Origin of the sequence: Pseudoduganella lutea, assembly GCF_004209755.1 — a bacterium.
Classification (GTDB): domain Bacteria; phylum Pseudomonadota; class Gammaproteobacteria; order Burkholderiales; family Burkholderiaceae_D; genus Rugamonas; species Rugamonas lutea.
This window is the reverse complement of sequence record NZ_CP035913.1, coordinates 497,993-520,062: the sequence shown is the minus strand read 5'-3', so window position 1 is coordinate 520,062 and position 22,070 is coordinate 497,993. Positions and strand designations below refer to the sequence as shown.

Genomic DNA, 22,070 nt, shown 5'->3' with positions numbered 1-22,070 from the left:
GGCCGACAAAAGGACGCAGCCATGAGCCGGCGACTGCAAGCTGGCCTGGAAGTGGTGTCGCACATGGCGGCGCTGGTGGGGGAGGGGGCGGTCTGGTGCACCCGCAGCAGCCGCCTGCTGTGGGTCGACGCCTGGGCCAATGCGGTGCTGCGCTACGATCCGGTCACCGGCGCAATGGAAAGCTGGGTCCTGCCGCAACGCACCGGCTGCGTCGCGCCGGCCAGCGACGGCGGCATCCTTGTCGGGCTGCAAAGCGGTTACTGGCGCCTCGATCCCGGCAGCGGCGCGGTGGACGCGGTGCTGACGCTCGACCATGCCGATTACAACCGCTGCAACGACAGCGTGGTCGACCCGTTCGGTCGTTTCTGGTGCGGCACCATGAACGTGGCCGGGCTGAATGGACCCCGGACCGGCGAGCTGTTCGGATGGGACGGCCACGGCCAGCCCGTGCGCCGGCTGGAAGGGCTGGGGCTGTCGAACGGGCTTGCCTGCAGCCCGGACGGGCGCATCCTGTACTTTTCCGATTCGCATCCCGCCGTCAACCGTGTCTGGCAATACGACCTCGATGGCGCGACCGGGGCGCTGTCGAACCGCCGGCTCTTCTTCGACACGGCGCTCCTGCCCGGGAGGCCGGACGGCGCCACCGTCGATGCCGACGGCTGCTACTGGATCGCCGCGGTCGACGGCTGGGCCGTGCTGCGCATCACGCCCGATGGCCGGGTCGACCGCCGTATCGAGCTGCCTGTCGCGAAGCCGAGCAAGGTCGCGATCGGTGGTGCACGGCTGGACACGCTGTTCATCACCAGCATCAGCGCCACGCTCGATCCTTCGCAGCGGGCAGCACAGCCGCTGGCAGGCCACCTGTTCGCCGTGCACGTGGGCCCGATCGGCGTGGCCCAGGCCGAAGTCCGGCTGCAAGGCTGACGACAACGGTATCCCGGCGGCTGCGCAATGCGCCGCCGGTCATGGGCTGCCTGCCTGTCCCTCCATATCTCCGCAGCATCTCCTGACTTTTCGGCTCCCTGCCTCCCCGATCGCGTCGCGCACCCTCTCTCTGGTGGCCACGCCGCAATGCTCCAGCACCGCCTGCCCACGGCCCACGGTACAACGTTGCAACTACGTCACAAGCTTGGCCCAGCGCTTGCGCGCTGTATGGTATCTGATATCATATAAGTCAAGCCAACCAAAGGCAGCCGGTGACCGAGGTTTCGTCCAGCCGGCAACCCATACCAGGAGACCGCCATGCACCCCCTCTACGCAATTTTCATCCCGGCTTGATCACAGGCGCATTGCGCGCCATCCAATGCTTCGGCCCAGCGGCCCATTGCCGGCCGGGCACTGTCATATCCCCGCATGGAGCCCGAGATGAGTCCTATCCCCCGCCATCGTATTGCCCTGTTGTTCAATGCCAACAAGGGCCATGAGCGCGACGTGATCGCCGGCGTGGCCGATTACAAACGTGCCCAGCAGTTGAACTGGGACCTGTTCGTCGAAGACGATTTCCGCCGCGGCCTCGACGGCATCGCGCAGTGGCAGGGCGACGGCATCATCGCCGACTTCGACGATCCGGACGTGGCCGCCGCGCTGGCCGGCTGTCGGGCGCGCGTGGTCGGGGTCGGCGGCTCCTATGCCAACCCGGCCGACTATCCGGCCGGCGTGCCCTACGTGGCCACCGACAACGAACGCATCATCGGGCTGGCCCACGACCACCTGATCGATGCCGGGATCTCGTCCTTCGCGTTGTACAGCGTTCCGCCGGCGCGGAACCGGCGCTGGGCGCTGGAACGCGAGCAAGCGTTCGCGCGCCGCATGCGCGCCGACCATCTCGAGCCCGTGATCTACCGGGGGCACGACGGCGGCATCGCCGGCTGGGAGCGCGGTCTCGACGAGCTGGCCGGCTGGCTGCGGTCATTGCCACGCCCGGTCGGCATCATCGCCGTCACCGATGCGCGCGCCCGCCAGCTGATCCAGGCCTGCGCCATCGCGGGCCTCGCCGTGTCGCACGACGTGGCCATCATCGGTGTCGACAACGATGCGCTCGCGCATGCGCTGGCCCCAGTTCCGCTCAGCTCGGTCATCCAGGGCGCCGCCGAGATGGGCCGCACCGCGGCGCGCCTGCTGCACCGCTCACTGCTGGGGCAGCCGGTCGGCACGACCCCGGTGCTGGTGGCGCCTGTCGGCGTCAACGCCCAGGCAACGTGTTCGCGCACCGGCGAGCACCATCCGCACATTACCCGTGCGCTGCATTTCATTCGCCAGCGGGCGCGGCGCGGCATCAAGTCCGAGCAGGTCGCCGATTTCGTCGGCGTGTGCCGGTCGGGGCTCGATGCCACGTTCCGCCGTGAACTGGGCCACAGCGTGCACGAGGAAATCCTGCGCTACAAGCTGGAACAGGCAAAGCAGTACCTTGCCAGCGGCCAATGGAAGATCGCCGACGTGGCCCTCGAATGCGGGTTCACGTCGGTGCAGTACCTGTACACGGTCTTTGCACGCGAGATGGGCTGCACTCCGCGCGAGTATCAGCTTAAGGCAAGTGCGGCAAACATGTCGTTCCATCCCGCGATGACGCGGCCCCTGTCTGCCGGGCCGATGGCGGGCCGCATGGCTGCCTGATGATCCGCTGTATCTCGACGCCAGCAAATTATCCAACACGCATCTTGTAAGAGAACAGATATCTGATAATATAAATCTTCGATCGCATCGTGTTTCGACAAGCCAGATATTTACTCAGGAGACAAGAATGGCCACCACCAAGAGAACATTGCTGAGCGCCGCCGTTGCAGGGGCGTGCGCCGCAATGGCGATGCCCGGCTGGGCGCAAACCACCGCAACCGCGGAAGCGCAGGGCGGCGCGGAAATCCAGACCGTGACGGTCGCGGGCTTCCGCTCCAGCCTGGAGAAATCGCTCGACCTGAAACGCGCCTCGATCGGCCAGCGCGATTCGATCGTCGCCGAAGACCTGGGCAAGTTCCCCGAGCAGAACGTGGCCGATGCCCTGGTGCGCCTGCCTGGCGTGGAAGTGGTCAAGGATGGCGCCAGCAACGAAGGCCAGCGCATCCAGTTGCGCGGCCTCGGTTCCGAATACACGGTCACCACGTTCAACGGCGCGCCGGTGCGCGCCACGTCCGCCGGGGCGATCGGCAGCTCCACGCGCGACTTCAACTACGACGTGTTCCCGTCCGAACTGTTCGGCCGCGTCGACGTATACAAGACGCCGCTGGCTGAGCTGGAAGAGGGCGGGGTGGCCGGCGTGGTCGACATGCAGACGCCGCGCCCCTTCGACCGCAAGGGCAGGGTGCTCAGCTACAGCGTGACCGGCACCTACAACAACCGCAGCAAGGACAGCACGCCGCGTGCCAACGTCCTGTTCAGTAATACCTGGGGCAAGTGGGGCTTCCTGACCAGCATCGCCGGCAACCGCACGCACAACGCCAACGCCGGCTTCCAGTCGACCGGCACGTATGCCAGCTACAACCAGCGCTTCACCCAGGGCAATTTCCAGTATGGCTGGAACCTGGTGGATCCCCGCGCCAACCTGGGCAGCCTGACCGCCGCCCAGCTGTACGACGCCAACATGCCGCGCTTCCTGCGCCTGACCGCCACCGACAACGAGCGCGAGCGCGTGGGCGTGGCCAACTCGCTGCAGTACAAGGGCGACAAGCTCGACATCAGCTGGGATTCGCTGTATTCCAAGCTGAACGACGATACCAAGAACAACTACATGAACTGGATCACGAACGCCAGCACGGGCGCGCGCGCGCTGGTGCCGGTCGACGTGACCATCGACGCCAACAACAACGTGCAGGGCACGATCGGCAACTATACGGCCGCCACCAACGCCGTGCTGGGCGTCTCCGAAACGCGCTTCCTGTACAACGCCATCAATGCACGCTACCGCGTCAACAGCGACCTGCGCTTCACCGGTTCGCTGTCGATCAACGAGAGCAAGGCGTGGCGCAGCGGATCGACTGTCACCCTGGACGCCAACGACGTGGCGAACCGCCAGACCATCACGTTCAACACGACGAAGGATGCGATGTTCCCGGACATCCGCACCGACCGCAACCTGCTCGACGCCAACAACTACAACCTGCTGAGCTACAGCGGCGGCAATTACCAGACCGAGACCGACAAGCAGAAGGCATTCCGTGTCGGCATGCAGTACGACTACACGCTGTGGGGCGTGGAGGGCAAGCTGAAGATGGGGCTGAGCCAGGTCGAGAGCACTAAGATCGCCAACCAGTACCTGCCGACCAACCTGCTGAACAACCTGCCGCTGGCCGACGGGCGCCTGTACGGCTCGCTGCCAAACACACCGGCCGGCAATGCCGAGCGGTATGCGTTCGCCCGCCAGTTCCTCGTGTCGAACGACCTGAACAAGATCAGGGCCGGCGGCGACGTGCCGCGCGACTGGCTGACCGTGTCGCGCGACTTCGTCTACAACACGCTCGATGCAGTCAATGCCAACCGTTCCTCGCCTTCCAACCTGGGCAGTACGTTTACCGCGGTGGAAACCGTGCGGGCATTCTATGTCCAGTCCGATTTCGAGAAGGAAGTCTTCGGCCGACCACTGCGCGCCAATGCCGGCGTGCGCTATGTGCGCACCGGTTCCGAGGTCGATAACTACCGGCTGACCTCCGCCGGCTACGTGCCGGCCGCCCTGTCCGGCAGCTACACCAATGCCTTGCCGTCGGCCAGCCTGTCGTACGACCTGACGGACGACCTGGTGGTGCGCGGCTCGGTGGGCAAGACCATCAAGCGCAGTTCGATCTCGGCCATCGCCCGGTCGATCAACGTGCCCAATGCGGGCGACCTGGCGGTGCAGATCGGCAATCCGGAACTGAAGCCGGAAAGCTCGACGAACCTGGACGCCAGCGTCGAGTGGTACTTCGAGAAAGGCGGCGTGGTGGCGGTGTCGGCCTACCGCAAGAACATCAAGGATCGCCCGAACACGCGTTCGGTGTTCCAGCCGTTCAGCGCCCTGGGCATTCCGGTCACGCTGTTCACGTCCAACGTGCAGCGTGACCTGCAGGCCGATCCGAACCTGCCGACGGAAGTGCGTTTCTTCGAGAATGCCGAGGCATTCCATATCCGTGGCCTGGAGCTGACCCACCAGCAGAACTACCGCTTCCTGCCGTATCCGTTCAACAACCTCGGCTCGATCCTGAGCCTGACCAGCATCAAGACGGCCGGTGTCAATCGCACCTACAACAACATCGTCTACGAACTACCGATCGTTCCGAACCGCACCATCGCCGCCACGATCTACTACGAGGAAGGCCCGTTCGCGTTCCGCACCTCGTACAACCGCAAGAGCGAGTTCGCCAACTTCACCAATACGGCGCTCAATCCGCTCGGCTACCAGCGCTGGTACAACAAGCGCGGCTACCTGGACATGACGGTCAGCTACAAGTTCAACAAAATGTTCGAACTGCGCCTCGACGCCACCAACCTGACCGACACCCGCACCTACGAATACCTGCGTCACTTCGAGGGACGCAACGGCGATGAGCGGTCGCGCCTGGATGGCGCGAACCAGCCAGGCCGCAATTATTCGCTGACCCTGCGCGGCGCATTCTGATGCGGGCCATCCCGCCGGCACAGACATCCAAGGACTGAACATGACGACCAGATCGACCATCCTGCGCGGCGTGCTGCGCGCATCCACCCTCGCCATCCTCGCCACGCTGGCCGCCTGCGGCGGCACCGAGGACCCGGATATCCCGTTCCAATCGAAGCCGATCACCGTCAGCGGCACGGTCGCCACCAGCCGGGCCGCCGACGCCACCACCACGGCGCTGAACGTGCCGGTGACGCTCGACTGCCGCAATGGCCATGGCACCGCCATGAGCGATGCCAGCGGCAACTACACGGTGACGACCACTGGCTTGACGTCCGGCCCGTGCGTGGTCACCGCCACCATCGTCAGCGGCACCACCGCGACCGTGCTGCGCTCGCTTGCCGCCGGCGACGGCAGCCGCGCCAATGTCACGCCGCTGACTGAAATGCTGACCCAGTATGTCTGGGCCCAGACCGGCTTCGTGTTCCCGGCAGGCCAGAGCAACTACGCCACCCAGCCGGGCAGCGCGCTTGCCGAGCTCAATCGCTTCCGCGACCTGATGGCCAACCAGGTCACGCTGGATGCATCGCTGGGCCGCGTGATCGCCGTGGCGCAGGCCAGCGAGGCGGCACCCGCCGTCGCCATCCCGGCCGACTTCCTGACCGGCCAGCTGGTGGCCAGGACGGCGAGCAATCCGGGCAATGCGCAGAGCAAGGTGATGGAGGACTTGCGGGCCAGGCCGCTGGCGGCGCCAAATGCCGCCAGCAACGTCATCGATGCGGGCGGCCTGCCGGCGGCACCGCTACTGGCGCTGCTGCACGCGGACGCCAGGGCACGCCTGCTGCCGTAACACGGGCCATCGAATATTTCATCGGAATAAAACTGGGGACGTACCCCTGTTTAGCGGAAATATTTGCTCAGTGCGAGAGTTTCCTGGAAACAGGGGTACGTCCCCAGTTTGTTGTTAGTGCAACACCTGGCCCGGCTTCCGCCGGACGTCGCCGACACTAGCCTTGCCGGCCGGCTTTGCGCACGGTCGCGTTGACGATGGCGTCGACGGCGTCGAAGTGGCGTTCGATGGCTTCGCGCGCCTTGTCCCGCTTGCCGCTCTTGATCGCCTCGAACAGCTCGACGTGGCGGCGGAAGCTGACCGCCGGATCGCGCGCGGGCTGGGCGGCAATGATCTGCCGGTTGATGCGCTCGATGGTGCTCTTCAGCGCATCCTGCAGGAAGGTGTAGAAACGGTTGTGCGACGCGGCGACCAGGGCGGCGTGGAATTCCACGTGCGCCGGTACCCACTGGTCGTAGTCGGCCTTGTGGCGGTCGAGCGTCTCGATCAGCTTGCCCAGGCGCGCGATGTCTTCCGGTGTCGCGCGTTCCGTGGCCAGCAGCATGCTTTCGATTTCCAGTCCGCGGCGCAGCTCCACGGCCTCGCGCAGGCTCTCGTTCCCACTGTTCACGGCCAGATGGAAAAAATTCACCAGCGGCACGGAATTCATCTGGCTTACGGTCGGCGGCTTGCCGTGCGAGATTTCCACGGCGCCGACCGCGACGAGATGCTTCAGCGCTTCCCGCACGCTCGGCTTGCTGACGTTGAAGATGCGCGCCAGCTCCGCCTCGGGCGGCAGGTGATCGCCGGGCGCATAGCGGCCCGTGGTAATCCAGGTCGTGATTTCTTCCGTCACCTGTTGGGTCAACGACCGGCGTGGCTCGTGGACCACAGCAATGGGTTCCATTTTCATTCCTTCAACTGTTAAGATATGTGATATGATAAATCAAATTACAGATGGTGCATGGTAGCGCGTCCATGCCGGCGCGGCAATCGTCGGAAGCCACATTTCACAGTCGCGACGACGTTTGCACGAGCCGACGGGATCGCCACGATAGGGCAGTCATGAAAATCACTGAAATCAAGACATTCCTGATGCAGGCCGGTTCGCCGAAGGAAACCGCCTGGTCGGCCAATGGCATCAGCAGCGCGGGCACGCGCAACTGGCTGTTCGTTAAGATCTACACCGATGCCGGCGTCACCGGCCTGGGCGAATGCAGCGGCTGGCCACGCGTGGCCGAGGCTGCGGTGCGCGACTTGTCGCATATCCTCGTCGGCGAAGATCCCACGCACATCGAACGGCTGTGGCAGCGCATGCATACCGCGCTGATGGGGCACGGGCAGTCCGGCGTGGTCGGGCACGGCGCGATGTCGGGGCTGGACATGGCGCTGTGGGATATCAAGGGCAAGGTGCTCGATACCCCGGTGTGGAACCTCCTGGGCGGCAAGGTGCGCGAGCGCATCCGCGCGTACTCGCATGCCAGCACGGTGGAAAATGCCATGAGCCTCGTGGCGCGCGGCTACACCGCCATCAAGACCGGTGGCGTGGCCGATCCGCTGGGCAAGCTGGCCGACCTGCGCGCCGCGCTGGGCGACGAGATCGACCTGATGGTCGACCTGCACGGCCCGCCCTGGCTGACCGCGCCCGATGCGATCGCGCTGTGCCGCGAGCTGGAACAGTTCCATCCCTTGTTCGTCGAGGAGCCGGTGGCGCCCGAAGCGGTGGACGCCATGCGCCGGGTACGCGATGCCACCAGCGTGCCGCTGGCGGCGGGCGAACGCCTGGCCGGCCTGTACGGTGCGCGCAGCCTGATCACCGATGGCCTCGTCGACGTGATCCAGCCCGACACCGGCCGCGCCGGCGGGCTGACCCCGATGAAGAAGATCGCCGCGCTGGCCGAAGCGCATTTCGTCAGCATGGCGCCGCACGCCGGCACCCTGGGGCCGGTGGCCGAATATGCCGCCGTGCACCTGCTGGCGGCGATCCCGAACGCGCTGATCCTCGAGCGCTTCGAGGATGACTGGACGGGCAAGCAGGCGGTGCTCAGCCAGCCGCTCGAATGTGTCGGCGGACACCTGCTGGTGCCGGACCGTCCGGGCCTGGGTGTCGACATCGACGAGGCATTCATCGCCGCGCATCCGAGCGTGCGCAACTGCCGCCTGCCGATCACCGAAGGGGCGGGCGCGTATGCGCCCGGCACCGAGGCGGAAGCCGTCTATTTCCAGTCCCGCCAGGGACGCCATCACTATTTCAAACGGAGCTAAGCCGCATATGAACTATTCCAAGGAGACCCTGGCGCGCCTGGCGCAGGCCAGCACCGCAACGCTGACGTCACTGCTGTACAAGCGCGGCTTTCGCAACGTATTCATCCAGGGTGCCCGGCCCCTGAAGGCGGGCCAGCGCCTGCTCGGGCCCGCCTTCACGCTGCGCTACATCCCGTCGCGGGAAGACCTCGATCCGATCACCGTGTTCCGCGACCCGCAACACCCGCAGCGCGTGGCCGTGGAGACCATTCCGCAAGGCGCGGTGCTGGTGATGGACTGCCGCGGCGATACGAGCGTGGCCTCGGCTGGCAGCATCCTGGCCACCCGCATGCAGGTGCGCGGTGCCGGCGGCATCGTCACCGATGGCGGCCTGCGCGATGCGGCCGGCATCGCGGCGCTCGACATGCCTGCCTACTGCAGCGGCCCGTCGGCCCCCACCAACCTGATCCGCCATCGCGCGATCGACCTCAACCTGCCGATCGCCTGCGGCGGCGTGCCGGTCTACCCGGGCGACCTGATGCTGGGCGACGACGACGGCGTGGTCTGCATCCCGGCCCACCTCGTCGAGGAACTGGCCGGCGAAGCGGCCGAGATGGAGCGCTTCGAGGCCTTCGTGCTGGAGGAAGTGACCGGGGGGCGCGGCATCATCGGCCTGTATCCGGCCACCGACCCGGACACCACGGTGCGCTACCATGCCTGGCTGCGCGCGCGCGGTGAAGACGTGGCGGCCTGATACCCCCGCATCCACTGAGGCGAGTCCACGATGGCCAGCATTTCCCCACCGCAGGCGGCCGGTGCCGCCCCCGGGTCCACCGCGACGACGGCCGCGGCGCCGGACGATACCGTGCCATTCAAGGCCTGGATCATCCTGGCGCTGCTGACGATCGAGAGCATCCTCGGCATCATCGACCGGCAGTCGATCTCGGCATTGAAGACCACGTTGATGGCGGAGTTCGGCACCGACAACGCCGGCTACTCGATGCTGGTCAACGCGTTCCTGATCCCCTATGCGCTGTTCTACCCGGTCTGCGGGGCGCTGGTCGACCGCTACGGCACGCGCCGCACGCTGTCGACCTTTGTCATCCTCTGGTCGAGCGCCACGCTGCTGTGCGGCGTGGCGCGTTCGCTGGAAGAAATGATCGTCTACCGCGCCATCATCGGCGCGGCCGAAGCGGGCCTGCTGCCGGCATCCATGATGGCGCTGGTGATCTGGTTCCCGAAGGCGAAGATCGGCACCGCCGGCTCGCTGCGCAGCGCGCTGCAGTCGGCCGGGCCGATCATCTGCACGCCGCTGATCGTGTGGATCACGCTGCAGACCAGCTGGCACTATGCCTTCATCCTGCCGGGGGCGATCGGCATCTTCTTCGGAATTGCATGGTTCTTCGCGGACCGCAACCCGCCGGCCTATCGCGATCGGGCGGGCGCACCGAAGGTGAAGGCGCGTGCGCTCGACATCCTGCGGCATCCGGCCCTGTGGGGCATCCTGCTGGCCCGCGTGGTGTCCGATCCGCTGTGGTTCTTCCTCAACTACTGGCAGGCCGGCTACCTGCAGGAAAAGATGGGCCTGACCCTGAAGGAGATCGGCTACCTGCTGTGGATCGCGCCGCTGGTGGCGTCCATCATCATGGTCGGCATCGGCATCTTCTCGGACCGGCTGGTCAAGCGCGGCTGGTCGCCCGTGCGCAGCCGCATGCGCATCATGCAGTGCAGCGCCGTGCTGGCGCCGCTGATCTTCCTGGTGCCGCACAGCACCAGCCTGCCGCTGGTGATCGCGCTGCTGTCGGTGGCCTACTTCGTGGCTTACCTGTGGCTGGTGTTCGCCAACATCATGGTCACCGACCTGTTCCGCGACAAGGGCGTCGGCGTCGCACTCGGCCTGGTCAACGCCTGCGGCACGGTCGGCGCGTCGTTCTTCACCAGCTATGTCGGCATCACGCTCGACCTGGTCGGCTACCTGCCGGTCTTCCTGGCGCTGGCCTGCATGCATCCGCTGGCGGCCGTGATCCTGCAGGTGGGCTACGGCCGGCGCGTGAAGGCCGAAGCGGCCGCCATGAAGGCGACATGAAGGCGGCATGATGGTGACATGAAGGTGACATGAACTACGGCCGCCGTGCCGGCAAGCGATCAGACAAATAAAACCTTGGAGAAGACAGGATGTCGAAGATGTTCAGGTGGATTCCCTTGCTGCTGGCCCTGAGCGCCGCAGCCGAAGCGCGCGACTGGCACGTATCGCCGAAAGGCAGCGATGACAACAGCGGCACCAGTGCCAACGCGCCGTTCCGCACGCTGCAGAAGGCCGAATCGGTTGTCGAACCCGGCGACGTGGTCCTGATCGGCGGCGGCATCTACCGCAGCGAACCGGACGCGGACCGCGGCCATAACACCGCCTTGCTGAAAGTACGCAAGTCCGGCCGGCCGGACGCCTGGATCACGTGGAAGGCCAGGAAGGGCGAGAAGCCGGACCTGCGCTCGCGCCAGTGGTCGGCCATCGAGGTCAACGGCTCGTACCACGTGTTCGACGGCCTGACGGTCACCGGCCATAACGACGAGCTGGTACTGCTGAAGGCGATCGAGGCGAGCAAGAAGCCGGGCTTCGATGCCGAGCACAATACCAACGGCATCTTCGTGGAAGGGCGCAACAACCCGCCGGACAGCAAGCCGCATCACATCGTCGTGCGCAACTGCACCGTGTCGAAGATGCCGGGCGGCGGCATCGTCGTCATCGAGGCCGACTACGTCACGGTCGAGGACAACAAGGTGTTTGAAAACGCCTGGTACATGCGCTATGGCGGCTCCGGCATCACCTTCCTGAACAACTGGGCGTTCGACGACAAGCCCGGCTACCACATCATCGTGCGCCGCAACGTCGTGTGGAACAACAAGACCATGGTGCCGTGGGAGCGTATCGGCAAGCTGAGCGACGGCAACGGCATCCTGCTGGACGTCAGCGATCCGGACGACGCCGGCGGCGCGACCAATCCGAACGCCGACGCCGTGGTGGAGAAGGAAACGGCGGCCACCGCCACCGCCGCCCCGGCCGCGAAGCCGAAGCGGCCGCTGTGGAAGAACCGCGCGCTGGTGGCCAACAACCTGTCGGCCTTCAACGGTGGCTCTGGCATCCATACTTTCCGCACCTCGCACGTCGACATCGTCAACAACACCACTTACTGGAACGGCGCGGTGGTGGGCTATGAAGAACTGTTTCCGAACCGCTCGCGCGATATCGTCATCCTCAACAACATCATCGTGCCGCGCCCCGGCGCGAAGGTCACGTCGAACAATCGCAACACCGACATCCGCTGGGACTACAACCTGTATCCCGTGGCGCAGGACGTGATCCGGGGGCCGAACGACATCGTTGCCGACCCCCGCTTCGTCGATCCCTACACCGACCTGCGCCGCGCCGATTTTCGCGTCAAGCCGGGCAGTGCGGCCATCGGTTCGGGTACCGGCGACGTGGCCCAGCCCGACGACCTGGCGGGTGCGCGCCGGCCCCAGGGCAAGGGCCGCGACCGGGGCGCGTACGAACAGCGCTGACCGGCTGGCGCCCATGCCGCGGCATGGGCGCCGCCGGCACCACCGTCAGCCGCGCCGCAGCAGCATGTAGTTGTACAGCGGCCACGCATGGGCATGCGAGCAGAAGCCCACGAAGGCGACCTTGAAGAGTTCGGGGAACCAGTAGTTGAACAGTCCCTCGCGCGGCGACAGCGTGCTCTGCATGCCGTCGAAGCGGGTCCACTGGCCCATCCAGTAGCGCGGATAGACGCGGGCGCGCGTGGCAAAACTCATGCGCTCGAGCAGGCGTTCCGCTTCCGCCTTGTCGAAGCTCAGCACGCCCTTGAGCAGCTGGTGTTCCAGCGCCGCCCATACGGCGCCGTCCTCGCCTTCGCCCTTGCCGCCGAAGATCGGCTTTTCATGCACGCGAAAGCCGGTGGGTTCGAGCAGGGCCGGCTTGATGCGCGCGTACATGCGTGCCTTGCGCGCCGCTGGCAGGTCGGGCAGCTGCAGCAGGAAGCCCTGCGCCTCGATGCAGACGATGTCCTCGCCGAAGCAGCCCTTGCCCTCGCCCAGGTAGGCGCGTGCAGCGAAGTCGCGGTTCCCCAGGTCGGCGAAGAACGCCTTGCGCAGCGCCGCCACGTAGTCGTGCAGGGCCGAGACGAGTTCCCGCGCTGCCGGCTTGCGTGCCGCCTCCAGGGCTTCGATCAGCGGCGGGATGACCGCCAGCGCCATGGCGCTGTTCATGTGCGATTCGGCCGAATGGAACACCGTGTTGACCGGCACCGTGTGGAAGAACGAGTCGCTCCAGTCCGAGTTCAGCATCTTGACGAGGCCATGTTCGCCGAGGCCGATTTCATCGCGCAGGTAGGTGAAATGGCGCTTGAGCATCGTCAGCACGGTTTCCTCGCGCCCTGCCTCGATCGGGTAATACGCGACCGGTTCATCGAGCATCGCATGGTCGCCCGTCACGCGCAGGTACTCGCCCACCGCCATGAAGGCATACAGCTGTTCGTCGCTCTCCTTGTAGATGCCGGGTGCGCTGTAGCCGACCCCGCTGTTGCCGCGGCGGATCTCGCCGGCCGGCGTGGTGTGCTTGAGCATGTAGCGCAGCGACGACTTCGCCAGTGCCGGGTTGGTATACACCAGCGGCAGCACGGCCTGGGCGTGGTCGCGATTGGAGATGTTCTCGCCATCCTGGTAGCTGTAGACCTGGCCCTGCGGGATGAAGGTTTCGCCGAAGTAGCTGCTCCAGGTGGCCATCGCCTCCAGGCAGTAGGCATTCCACAGCGCCTCGCGCCGCAACAGCGTGTTCCGCTCGGCCGACAGGTCCGGCAGCCGGCGCACCCACTCCGCCAGGAACAGGCCTTCGCCCGGCGTGTCGCGGCGGGCGGCCGCGAACAGCTCGTCGGCCTGGCTGCGCGCCTCGGCCATGCCCGCCGACGTGAGGCCGATGGCGATGTCGAAGGTGACGCTCGCGCCCGGTGCCAGCGTGGCCCACGCATGGGCGTGCAGGCCCGTGGCATCCGCGCCGCCGGCGTCGATGCGCCCACCTGTCCCCGCGCGCGTGGCCAGGAACAGATGCGACGGGGCCGTGTCGTCGATCGACGCCGCGCCGTCCGGCTCCGGCACCCTCAGCCGAAGCGGGCGGAAACGGTTGGTCGACAGGGCCAACCCGCGATCCGCATCGACGCTGACACTGGCTTCGTAGCGCGCGCGCCGCGCGGCGGGCGCGGTGCGCTGCGTATCGGCCGTCACGTAGCTGTTGCCGACCTGTTCGCGGTAGTCCAGTCCCACCGGTGCCGTGCCGTGGTTGGTCAGCGTCACCGTGATGACGAGGGTGGGATTGCCGCGGTGGATGGCGGGCGACGGGCGCACCGATACCATGCGGGTGCAGGCCACGTTGCCGTCGACCTGGTAGTCGTGGCGTGCGAAGCCCACGCCGAACAGGCGGTCGCAGCGTGCCGGGTCGGCAGCCAGCGAGCGCAGGCCCACGAGGTCCACGCGCGGCGCGCCATCGATTGCCAACGAGGCGGCGTGCTCGCCGTAGTTGAGGCGTTCGCCCGAAGCATTGGCGCGCGCCCAGGCGCGTTCGCCCGTCAGGATCTCGAGCACGCCGCTGGCATGGGCAAACACGGTGAGGCGGTAATTACCAAGGATGAACATCGGATCGTCGGGCTGTTGCGCATCGAGGCCTTCGCGGTCGAGCGCGCGGAACGGCAAGGCGCCGCGGTAGCGGAACGCCGGCATCCGGTGGCGTCCGTCGCGCCATTCGCCAATCGGCATGACGGCGGGGGCGCCGGGTGCAGCGGCAAAGAGCGGCAGCGCGTGGGTGGCGGCAGCCAGGGCGGCGCCGGTTTTCAGGAAGGTGCGTCGAGTCGATGTCATGCGATTGGCCGTGTTGAATGCCTGGTCCGATTGCCCAGTGCGACCAGCATAGCCACGCAGCCGCCGCCCAGGATTACGCTTTTTGCGCCCCGGCTTTATGAAAACTGCGCGTGCGTCCCGCGCCGCGGGGCGGGCGGTCGCCTGGCCCCGCGCGGCTTGCGAAATTGATGACGGCACCGCAAATTTCGCAATATTTATCGAGGCGGTTCGATGTTACTGTCGCGGCCGATGCGGTGTGCGCACCGCGCTCCTTTCCACCCTTCCGAGATTCCTATGGCAAGCATTCCGCAACCCGGCCTCGCCGTGACCGAGCACGACGGTTCACGCTCCAACACGCCCGCACTGGTGATCGTCACCCTGCTGTTCTTCATGTGGGGCGTGCTGACCGCGCTGAACGATGTGCTGATCCCGCACCTGAAAGCGCTGTACACGCTGAGCTACGTGCAGGCCATGCTGGTGCAGTTCTGCTTCTTCGGCGCCTATGCCGTGGTCTCCATCCCGGCCGGCGCCCTGATCCGCCGCATCGGCTACCAGAATGGCGCCGTGGCGGGCCTCGTCGTGGCCGCCGCGGGCTGCGCCATGTTCTATCCGGCCGCGGTGAGCGGCTACGGCCTGTTCCTGCTCGCCTTCTTCGTGCTGGCAGCCGGCATCACGGTGCTGCAGGTCGCCGCCAATCCCTACGTGACGGTGCTGGGCGACCCGCGCACGGCGGCCAGCCGCCTGAACCTGACGCAGGCCTTCAATTCGCTGGGCACCACGCTGGCGCCGGCCGTGGGCGGCATGCTGATCCTGTCCGGCGCGGTGCTGTCCGCGGACCAGATCGCCGCTCTGCCGGCGGTGGAGCAGGCCGCCTATCGCTCGCAGGAAGCCGCGCTGGTGCAGGGGCCCTACCTGGCGCTGGCCGCCGCGCTGCTGTTGCTGGGCATCCTGTTCAAGATGGCCCGCCTGCCGCGCATCGCCCAGGGCGCGCAGGCCAGCGGCGGCATGCTGGCGGTGCTGCGCCACCGGCATCTGCTGCTGGGCGCGATCGGCATCTTCCTGTATGTCGGCGCCGAGGTCAGCATCGGCAGTTTCCTGATCAATTTCCTCGGCGAGCGGAGCGTGGCAGGCCTGAGCCATGCCGACGCGGCCTACTACGTCAGCTACTACTGGGGCGGCGCCATGATCGGCCGCTTCGTCGGCGCGGCCGCGATGCGCCACCTGAGCCCCGGCCGCACGCTGGCCGGCAATGCCGCCTGCACGGTGCTGCTGCTGGCGGCGGCCATGTTCGGCCAGGGCAGCGTGGCCATGTGGGCGGTGATCGCCGTGGGCCTGTTCAATTCCATCATGTTCCCGACCATCTTCAGCATGGCGCTGCATCGCCTGGGCAGCGCCACCGGCCAGGCGTCCGGCATCCTGTGCGTGGCGATCGTGGGCGGCGCGCTGGTACCGTTCGGCCAGGGCCTGGTCGCCGACCACGCGGGGCTGCACCTGTCGTTCGCGGTACCGGCCGCCTGCTACCTGTTCATCCTGTACTACGGCATCCGCTATGCCAACCTGCATCGCGAAGGAACGCCCGCATGACGCCGAACTTCCGGTCCCGCGAGTTCCTGCTCGGCCATATCCGCCACACGCTGGCGTTCTACGCGCCGCGGTGCAGCGATCCGGATGGCGGCTTTTATCACTTCTACCGCGACGACGGCACCGTCTACGACCGTCATACGCGCCACCTGGTGAGCAGCACCCGCTTCGTGTTCAATTTCGCCATGGCGTTCCGCCAGTTCGGCGACCCCGCCGATGCGGCGCGCATGCGTGCCGGCCTGGCTTTCCTGCGCTGCGCGCACCGCGATCCGCGCACCGGCGGCTATGCCTGGCAGCTCGACTGGCGCGGCAGTCGCAGGGAAGTGATCGATGCGACCAACCATTGCTACGGGCTGGCGTTCGTGCTGCTGGCCTACGCCCATGCGCTGCATGCCGGCGTGGAAGAAGCGCGCGACTGGATCTCGGAAACGTTCTTCCTGATGGAACGCCATTTCTGGGAGCCGGAACACGGCCTGTACGCCGACGAGGCCAGTGCCGACTGGTCGCAACGGTCGCCGTACCGGGGCCAGAACGCCAACATGCATGCGTGCGAGGCGCTGATCGCCGCGTACGAGGCGAGCGGCGAACCGGCCTACGTGCGGCGCGCGGCCATGCTGGCCCGCAGCATCACCGTGCGCCAGGCGGCCCAGTCCGATGGCCTGGTGTGGGAACACTATCGCGAGGACTGGTCGGTGGACCCCGACTACAACCGCGATGCCAAGACCAATATCTTCCGCCCCTGGGGCTTCCAGCCGGGCCACCTCACCGAGTGGGCCAAGCTGCTGCTGATCCTTGAACGGCACCCCGTGGCGCTGGGGGGCGACACCGCGTGGCTGTTGCCGCGCGCCGTATCGCTGTTCGATGCCGCCATGCGGCATGCCTGGGACGAACGCCATGGTGGGCTGGCCTATGGCTTCGCGCCGGACGGCACGGTGTGCGATGGCGACAAGTACTTCTGGGTGCAGGCCGAATCGCTGGCGGCGGCCGCGCTGCTGGGTGCGCGCACGGGCGAAGCGCGCTATTGGGACTGGTACGAGCGCCTGTGGCGCTACAGCTGGGAGCATTTCGTCGACCACCGGCACGGCGCGTGGTACCGCATCCTGGGCCCCGCCAACGAAAAACTGACGGATGAGAAGAGCCCGGCCGGCAAGACCGACTACCACACGATGGGCGCCTGCTACGAAGTGCTTAACGTGCTCAACGGGCTCAACGTGCTCAACGTGCTCGAGGAGTAAGCCATGCCGGCATCGAATTACCCCGCATTCGTCGCGGTCGGCGAGGCGCTGACCGACCTGATCGTCGACAACGCCGCCGGCACGCGCTGGCACGCCGTCACCGGCGGCTCGACCTGGAACGTGGCGCGCGTCATGGCCACCCTTGGTGCGCCTGCCGCGTTCGCAGGCGCCATCAGCCGCGATATCTTCGGCCGTGCGCTGTGGCAGGCCAGCGAGCAGGCCGGCCTGGACCTGCGCTTCATCCAGCGTAACGACCGCGATCCCTTGCTCGCGGTGGTGCACCAGACGCATCCGCCGGACTATTTCTTTGTCGGCGGCGACAGCGCCGACCTGGGCTTCGATGCCCAGGCCATGCCGCCGGGGTGGATGGACGCGGTGCGCTGGGTCCACTTCGGCGGCATCAGCCTGGCGCGCCAGCCGCTGGCGGCACGCCTGGTCGCGCTGGCGGAATCCCTGCGCAGCCGCGGCGTGCGGATCAGCTACGACCCGAACTACCGCAAGGTGATGACGCCCGCGTACGACGCCACGCTGCGGCGCATGGCCGCCGTGGCGGACGTCATCAAGGTCTCCGACGAAGACCTGGCCGGACTGTTCCGCACCAGCGACCTGGACGCCGCACTGGCGACGCTGCGCAGCTGGAATCCCCAGGCCACCGTGCTGTACACACGCGGCGCGCAGGGCGCCTCGCTGCATGTGGGGGCGGAAGAGTGGTGTACCGGCGTGCCGCCCGTGACGGTCGTCGATACGGTCGGCGCGGGGGATGCGTGCATCGCCGGTCTCGTCTACAGCATGCTGTACCGCGACGAACCGGGACCGCTGGGGCACCTGCGCTTCGCGGTCGCCACCGGAGCGGCGGCATGCTGCACGGCAGGGGCGGCGCCGCCGCCGCTCCATGTTGTTTTCGGCCTGCTCTGACGCCGCAGGGGCTGGTTCCCTTGATCGGGCAAAAAAGGCAAAGCCGTTAGCAATTTCCATCATTGCCAGCCTGGGGCGGCGTGCCGATACTGGGCCGGTCACATTACTGAAACGATCGAGTCTCCATGCGATTTTCCTTGTCCCCGCGCCGCCTTGCCCTGGTCCTGGCCGCGCTTTACCTGGCGCACGCCGCGGTGCCGGCCCATGCCGCCCCGCCATCGCCGGTCCCGGCTTTCGCCGGCAAGTTCAACACAAAGCAGCTGATCACCGGCCCGGATTGCCTGGCGCTGCAATGGTCGCAGAAGCCGGGCGACGCGTTCGGCTGCACCGACGCGCAGCTGGCCGACTGGCGCGCCAGGCTGGCCGAGTGGCGCACTGCGCGCCTGGCCGAACTTCGGTACGACGATGCACGCTACCGCGAACCTGCCCTGGCCTGGGCGCGCAGAAGTTTCGTGCAGCCGCAGATGATGGTGCACGACCGCTATTTCTACGATCCGGTAGCCGGCCGCTACACGGTCGACCGCTATCTCGACGACCTGGTGGCCCGCTATGGCGGCATCGATTCCGTGCTGGTCTGGCCGATCTACCCGAATATCGGCATCGACAACCGCAACCAGCTCGACATGATCGAGCACCTGCCCGGCGGGAAGGAGGGCGTGAAGCGCATGGTGGCCGAATTCAAGGCGCACGGCGTGCGCGTGCTGTTTCCGGTGATGCCCTGGGATACCGGCACGCGCGACCCCGGCCGGCCGTTGCCGGACGCGGTGGCCGCCCTGATGAAGGAGCTGGGCGCCGATGGCGTGAACGGCGACACGATGACCGGCGTGCCGCTGGCGTTCTCGCAGGCCGCCGAGAAGATCGGCTATCCGCTGGCGTTCGAACCGGAAATCGCGCCGCAGGAAGACCAGCTGGGCTGGAACGTGATGAGCTGGGGCTATTTCGACTACCCGTATGCGAACCAGAACCCCGCCGTGCACGTGGCCAAGTTCAAGTGGCTGGAACCGCGCCACATGGTGCACGTCAACGACCGCTGGCAGCGCGACCGCGCCGACATGCTGCAGTTCGCGTTCTTCAACGGCGTGGGCATCGAGACGTGGGAAAGCGTCTGGGGGATCTGGAACGGCTTCACCGTGCGCGACAGCGAGGCGCTGCGGCGCATCGCCACGATCTCGCGCGCGTTCCCGCAGCACCTGACCAGCCGCGGATGGGAACCGATGACGCTGACGCGCCAGCATGGCGTGCTGGCCAGCCGCTGGCCGCACGCGGACAGCACCCTGTACACGATCGTCAACCGCAACGAATACGGCGTCAACGGCGAACAGCTCGCGGTGCCGCACGTGGCTGGCATGCGCTATTTCGACGTCTACCACGGCGTCGAACTGGCGCCGCGCCGCACGACGGATGGGCAGGACGTGCTGGCTTTCGACCTGGAGGGCAAGGGCTTCGGGGCGGTCCTCGCGACCGGCGCCAAGGATGCCGCGCTGGACCGGCTGCTGGCGACGATGCGCCCGATGAGCGCGCGGCCGCTGGCGTCCTACGACAGGACCTGGAAACCGCTGCCGCAACGGATGGTGGAGCAGGGGGCCAGCCCGCGCAGCAAACCGGCGCCCGAAGGCATGCGCACCATCCCGGCCGGCCTGTTCGACTTCCGGGTCACCGGCATCGCGGTCGAGGGCATCAACCAGGCCGGGGTGGACGTGCAGTATCCGTGGGAAGATCAGCCGCGCCGCTTCCACCGCAAGACGCTGCAGGTGCCGTCGTTCCACATCGACACCTACCCGGTCACCAATGCGCAGTACCAGCGCTTCGTCGACGCCTCGGGCTACCTGCCGCGCGACCGCCAGAACTACCTGCGTCACTGGCAGGATGGCCGCTTCGCGCCTGAACTGGCGAACCGGCCGGTGGTATGGATTTCGCTGGACGACGCTCGCGCCTATGCGCGCTGGGCCGGCAAGCGCCTGCCCACGTCGTGGGAATGGCAGTATGCCGCGCAGGGCACCGACGGCCGCCTCTACCCGTGGGGCAACGAATGGGACGCCGGCCGCGTGCCGAAGCCCGAGACCGGCCGCGACCCGGGCCCGCCCGCGCCGGTCGATGCCCACCCGGGCGGCGCCAGTCCGTTCGGCGTAATGGACCTGGTCGGTAATGTCTGGCAGTGGACCGACGAATTCAGCGACGAGCACACCCGCGCGGCCGTGCTGCGCGGCGGCAGCCTCTATCGCCCCCAGGGATCGCACTGGTATTTCCCGCAGGCCCAGCGGCTCGACCAGCACGGCAAGTTCCTGCTGATGGCGCCCAGCCTGGACCGCAATGCGTTCACCGGTTTTCGCTGTGTAAAGGATGTCCAGCAATGATGTTGTCTTACGATTTTCCCCGCGTTTCACCATCCCGCTTGCCGCGTTTTCTTCAGGTGCTGGTGGCCGGCCTGTGCCTGGCCGCCGCCGCTGCCTGTGCCGCGCCCGGTGCCACGGGCACTGCCGCCGGCTACTACCTCGACTCGGCCGCCGGCTCGGATGACAACCCGGGCACCCGCGAGCGGCCATGGAAGAGCATCGAGCGCGCCAACCGCGCCGTGCTCAAGCCGGGCGAAGGCCTGTACTTCGCGCGCGGGCGTTCGTGGGCCGGTGCGCTGCGGGTAGCGCAGTCGGGCACCGAACGCCAGCCGATCGTGGTCTCCAGCTACGGCAAGGGGCGGGCGCCGCGCCTGTCGAACCCCTTCCACGCCTGGTCGATGGGTCGTGTCATCGAGGTCTTCGGCAGCCATGTCGTGGTCGAGAACCTGTACCTGCACGACACGCCGACCCCGCCGCCGGACAATCCGCCGGTGCCCTGGAAGGAGAGCGCGCAGCACCGCGGCGTGACGCAGCTGGCGGCGCTGTTCGTGGACCGCGGCGCGCAGCGCGTCACCGTGCGCAACAACGAGTTCGTCAATACCCCGGTCGGCGTGCGCGTGCGCGGCGCCCATTCCCGCGTGGTGAACAACCTGTTCCGCGACAGCGGCAAGATCACCGAGCAGTGGGGCGCGATCGCGGTATCGATCGTCGGCCCGCACAACGAGGTGGCCTACAACCGCATGCAGAACATCGGCTTCTACGGCGGCATCTATGTCAATGACGGCGCGGCCGTGGAGCTGGACGGCGAGGACCCCGAATATGACGCCCACGATATCCACGTGCACCACAACGTCTCGTTCGACGTGAAGGGCGGCTTCCTCGAGATCGCCGGGCGCTCGCAGAACGTGCTCATCGAGCACAACCTGTCGGTCGACGTGGACAAGTTCGTCGGCGGTACCAATGTGCGCAACGTGCGCATCCTGAACAACACGATCGTGCGCCTGTCGCTGCCGAACTTCCCCGAAAGCGACTTCTTCCCGCTCGGCACGGTGTTCTGGAGCTTCAACGACAAGGGAATCGATGGCTTCGAGGTGGCCAACAACCTGTTCGTGCTCGATGGCCGGCAGCGGCTGTACAAGAGCGCGGCCCATCCGCTGGGCATCGTGCCCGAAAAGCGCGCCAACAACCTGTACACCACGCCGAACGGCGACGTGCCCACCATGCTGGGCGGGCCGCTGGCACCGACCGAGGTGGCCGCGCCGGTGCAATTCGTCGACGAGCAGGCGGAAGACTACCGGCCCCGCCTGCCGGCGCCGCGGGCCGCCGCAGGCTACTTCGGCGCCTTCGCACCGGGCCAGCCGGCCTGGAAGGCCGGGCTGGTGACCGCCGACTGACCGCGCCGCATCCGCAGATCGCGTTCGGAAAAGAGACGGCCGCACCGCGCAATGTGGTGCGAGGGCGCGTTTTTTTTCTTCCCTTTGATTAGCTGG

General features: G+C 67.0%; 15 protein-coding genes. 13 read left to right on the top strand and 2 right to left on the bottom strand.

The genetic code is table 11. The features are described 5' to 3' along the window. The first annotated feature begins 21 nt into the window (after positions 1-21). The 4 genes from EWM63_RS02080 (at position 22) to EWM63_RS02065 (ending at position 6,410) form a co-directional block, all read left to right on the top strand. Positions 22-924: an SMP-30/gluconolactonase/LRE family protein gene (locus tag EWM63_RS02080; RefSeq protein WP_165390730.1), complete on the top strand. Its 903-nt coding sequence runs from the start codon at positions 22-24 to the stop codon at positions 922-924. Positions 925-1,365: 441 nt separating this feature from the next. Then, positions 1,366-2,613, top strand: a complete 1,248-nt coding sequence (locus EWM63_RS02075; protein ID WP_229487683.1) for a XylR family transcriptional regulator — start codon at positions 1,366-1,368, stop codon at positions 2,611-2,613. A gap of 127 nt (positions 2,614-2,740) precedes the next feature. Next, positions 2,741-5,581 carry a TonB-dependent receptor gene (locus EWM63_RS02070; protein WP_130185063.1) on the top strand — a complete coding sequence of 947 codons (2,841 nt, stop codon included), beginning with the start codon at positions 2,741-2,743 and terminating at the stop codon, positions 5,579-5,581. A 40-nt stretch (positions 5,582-5,621) separates the two neighbouring features. Further along, positions 5,622-6,410 (top strand): hypothetical protein, encoded by a 789-nt coding sequence (locus tag EWM63_RS02065; protein ID WP_130185062.1) that lies wholly within the window; start codon positions 5,622-5,624, stop codon positions 6,408-6,410. Positions 6,411-6,567: 157 nt separating this feature from the next. Here EWM63_RS02065 and EWM63_RS02060 read toward each other — a convergent pair whose 3' ends face one another. Continuing rightward, on the bottom strand, positions 6,568-7,296 hold the full coding sequence (locus EWM63_RS02060; RefSeq protein WP_165390729.1) for a FadR/GntR family transcriptional regulator: 729 nt from the start codon (positions 7,294-7,296) through the stop codon (positions 6,568-6,570). 158 nt (positions 7,297-7,454) lie between these two features. On the opposite strand from EWM63_RS02060, the gene EWM63_RS02055 reads away from it, so the two are divergent. The 4 genes from EWM63_RS02055 to EWM63_RS02040 all read left to right on the top strand — a co-directional run bounded on the left by EWM63_RS02055 (position 7,455) and on the right by EWM63_RS02040 (position 12,191). Further along, positions 7,455-8,654, top strand: coding sequence for a mandelate racemase/muconate lactonizing enzyme family protein (locus EWM63_RS02055; protein WP_130185060.1), 1,200 nt, complete (start codon positions 7,455-7,457; stop codon positions 8,652-8,654). A gap of 7 nt (positions 8,655-8,661) precedes the next feature. After that, positions 8,662-9,387, top strand: a complete 726-nt coding sequence (locus EWM63_RS02050) for a ribonuclease activity regulator RraA (protein ID WP_130185059.1) — start codon at positions 8,662-8,664, stop codon at positions 9,385-9,387. 30 nt (positions 9,388-9,417) lie between these two features. After that, positions 9,418-10,719 carry an MFS transporter gene (locus EWM63_RS02045; RefSeq protein WP_130185058.1) on the top strand — a complete coding sequence of 434 codons (1,302 nt, stop codon included), beginning with the start codon at positions 9,418-9,420 and terminating at the stop codon, positions 10,717-10,719. 89 nt (positions 10,720-10,808) lie between these two features. Then, entirely contained in the window at positions 10,809-12,191 is a 1,383-nt protein-coding gene (locus tag EWM63_RS02040; protein WP_207221225.1) for a right-handed parallel beta-helix repeat-containing protein, read from the top strand. Between the two features lie 45 nt (positions 12,192-12,236). On the opposite strand, the gene EWM63_RS02035 is transcribed toward EWM63_RS02040, so the two are convergent. Next, a complete protein-coding gene (locus EWM63_RS02035; protein WP_130185057.1) occupies positions 12,237-14,537 on the bottom strand; it encodes a GH36-type glycosyl hydrolase domain-containing protein in 2,301 nt (766 codons plus the stop codon). 273 nt (positions 14,538-14,810) lie between these two features. Between EWM63_RS02035 and EWM63_RS02030 the strand changes: the two genes are divergently transcribed. The 5 genes from EWM63_RS02030 to EWM63_RS02010 all read left to right on the top strand — a co-directional run bounded on the left by EWM63_RS02030 (position 14,811) and on the right by EWM63_RS02010 (position 21,974). After that, positions 14,811-16,100, top strand: a complete 1,290-nt coding sequence (locus tag EWM63_RS02030) for a sugar MFS transporter (RefSeq protein ID WP_130185056.1) — start codon at positions 14,811-14,813, stop codon at positions 16,098-16,100. Next, positions 16,097-17,332: an AGE family epimerase/isomerase gene (locus EWM63_RS02025; RefSeq protein WP_130185055.1), complete on the top strand. Its 1,236-nt coding sequence runs from the start codon at positions 16,097-16,099 to the stop codon at positions 17,330-17,332. The genes EWM63_RS02030 and EWM63_RS02025 overlap by 4 nt, the downstream gene beginning before the upstream one ends. 3 nt (positions 17,333-17,335) lie before the next feature. Continuing rightward, positions 17,336-18,247 carry a carbohydrate kinase family protein gene (locus EWM63_RS02020; protein ID WP_130185054.1) on the top strand — a complete coding sequence of 304 codons (912 nt, stop codon included), beginning with the start codon at positions 17,336-17,338 and terminating at the stop codon, positions 18,245-18,247. Between the two features lie 125 nt (positions 18,248-18,372). Continuing rightward, on the top strand, positions 18,373-20,601 hold the full coding sequence (locus EWM63_RS02015) for a formylglycine-generating enzyme family protein (protein ID WP_229487682.1): 2,229 nt from the start codon (positions 18,373-18,375) through the stop codon (positions 20,599-20,601). A 38-nt stretch (positions 20,602-20,639) separates the two neighbouring features. Continuing rightward, a complete protein-coding gene (locus tag EWM63_RS02010; protein WP_165390728.1) occupies positions 20,640-21,974 on the top strand; it encodes a right-handed parallel beta-helix repeat-containing protein in 1,335 nt (444 codons plus the stop codon). Positions 21,975-22,070: the final 96 nt, after the last annotated feature.

Bases quoted from the DNA above. Each gene is read 5' to 3' on its own strand.
- EWM63_RS02080 (WP_165390730.1), top strand. From the start codon at position 22: ATGAGCCGGCGACTGCAAGCTGGCCTGGAAGTGGTGTCGCACATGGCG.
- EWM63_RS02075 (WP_229487683.1), top strand. From the start codon at position 1,366: ATGAGTCCTATCCCCCGCCATCGTATTGCCCTGTTGTTCAATGCCAAC.
- EWM63_RS02070 (WP_130185063.1), top strand. From the start codon at position 2,741: ATGGCCACCACCAAGAGAACATTGCTGAGCGCCGCCGTTGCAGGGGCG.
- EWM63_RS02065 (WP_130185062.1), top strand. From the start codon at position 5,622: ATGACGACCAGATCGACCATCCTGCGCGGCGTGCTGCGCGCATCCACC.
- EWM63_RS02060 (WP_165390729.1), bottom strand. From the start codon at position 7,296: ATGGAACCCATTGCTGTGGTCCACGAGCCACGCCGGTCGTTGACCCAA.
- EWM63_RS02055 (WP_130185060.1), top strand. From the start codon at position 7,455: ATGAAAATCACTGAAATCAAGACATTCCTGATGCAGGCCGGTTCGCCG.
- EWM63_RS02050 (WP_130185059.1), top strand. From the start codon at position 8,662: ATGAACTATTCCAAGGAGACCCTGGCGCGCCTGGCGCAGGCCAGCACC.
- EWM63_RS02045 (WP_130185058.1), top strand. From the start codon at position 9,418: ATGGCCAGCATTTCCCCACCGCAGGCGGCCGGTGCCGCCCCCGGGTCC.
- EWM63_RS02040 (WP_207221225.1), top strand. From the start codon at position 10,809: ATGTCGAAGATGTTCAGGTGGATTCCCTTGCTGCTGGCCCTGAGCGCC.
- EWM63_RS02035 (WP_130185057.1), bottom strand. From the start codon at position 14,537: ATGACATCGACTCGACGCACCTTCCTGAAAACCGGCGCCGCCCTGGCT.
- EWM63_RS02030 (WP_130185056.1), top strand. From the start codon at position 14,811: ATGGCAAGCATTCCGCAACCCGGCCTCGCCGTGACCGAGCACGACGGT.
- EWM63_RS02025 (WP_130185055.1), top strand. From the start codon at position 16,097: ATGACGCCGAACTTCCGGTCCCGCGAGTTCCTGCTCGGCCATATCCGC.
- EWM63_RS02020 (WP_130185054.1), top strand. From the start codon at position 17,336: ATGCCGGCATCGAATTACCCCGCATTCGTCGCGGTCGGCGAGGCGCTG.
- EWM63_RS02015 (WP_229487682.1), top strand. From the start codon at position 18,373: ATGCGATTTTCCTTGTCCCCGCGCCGCCTTGCCCTGGTCCTGGCCGCG.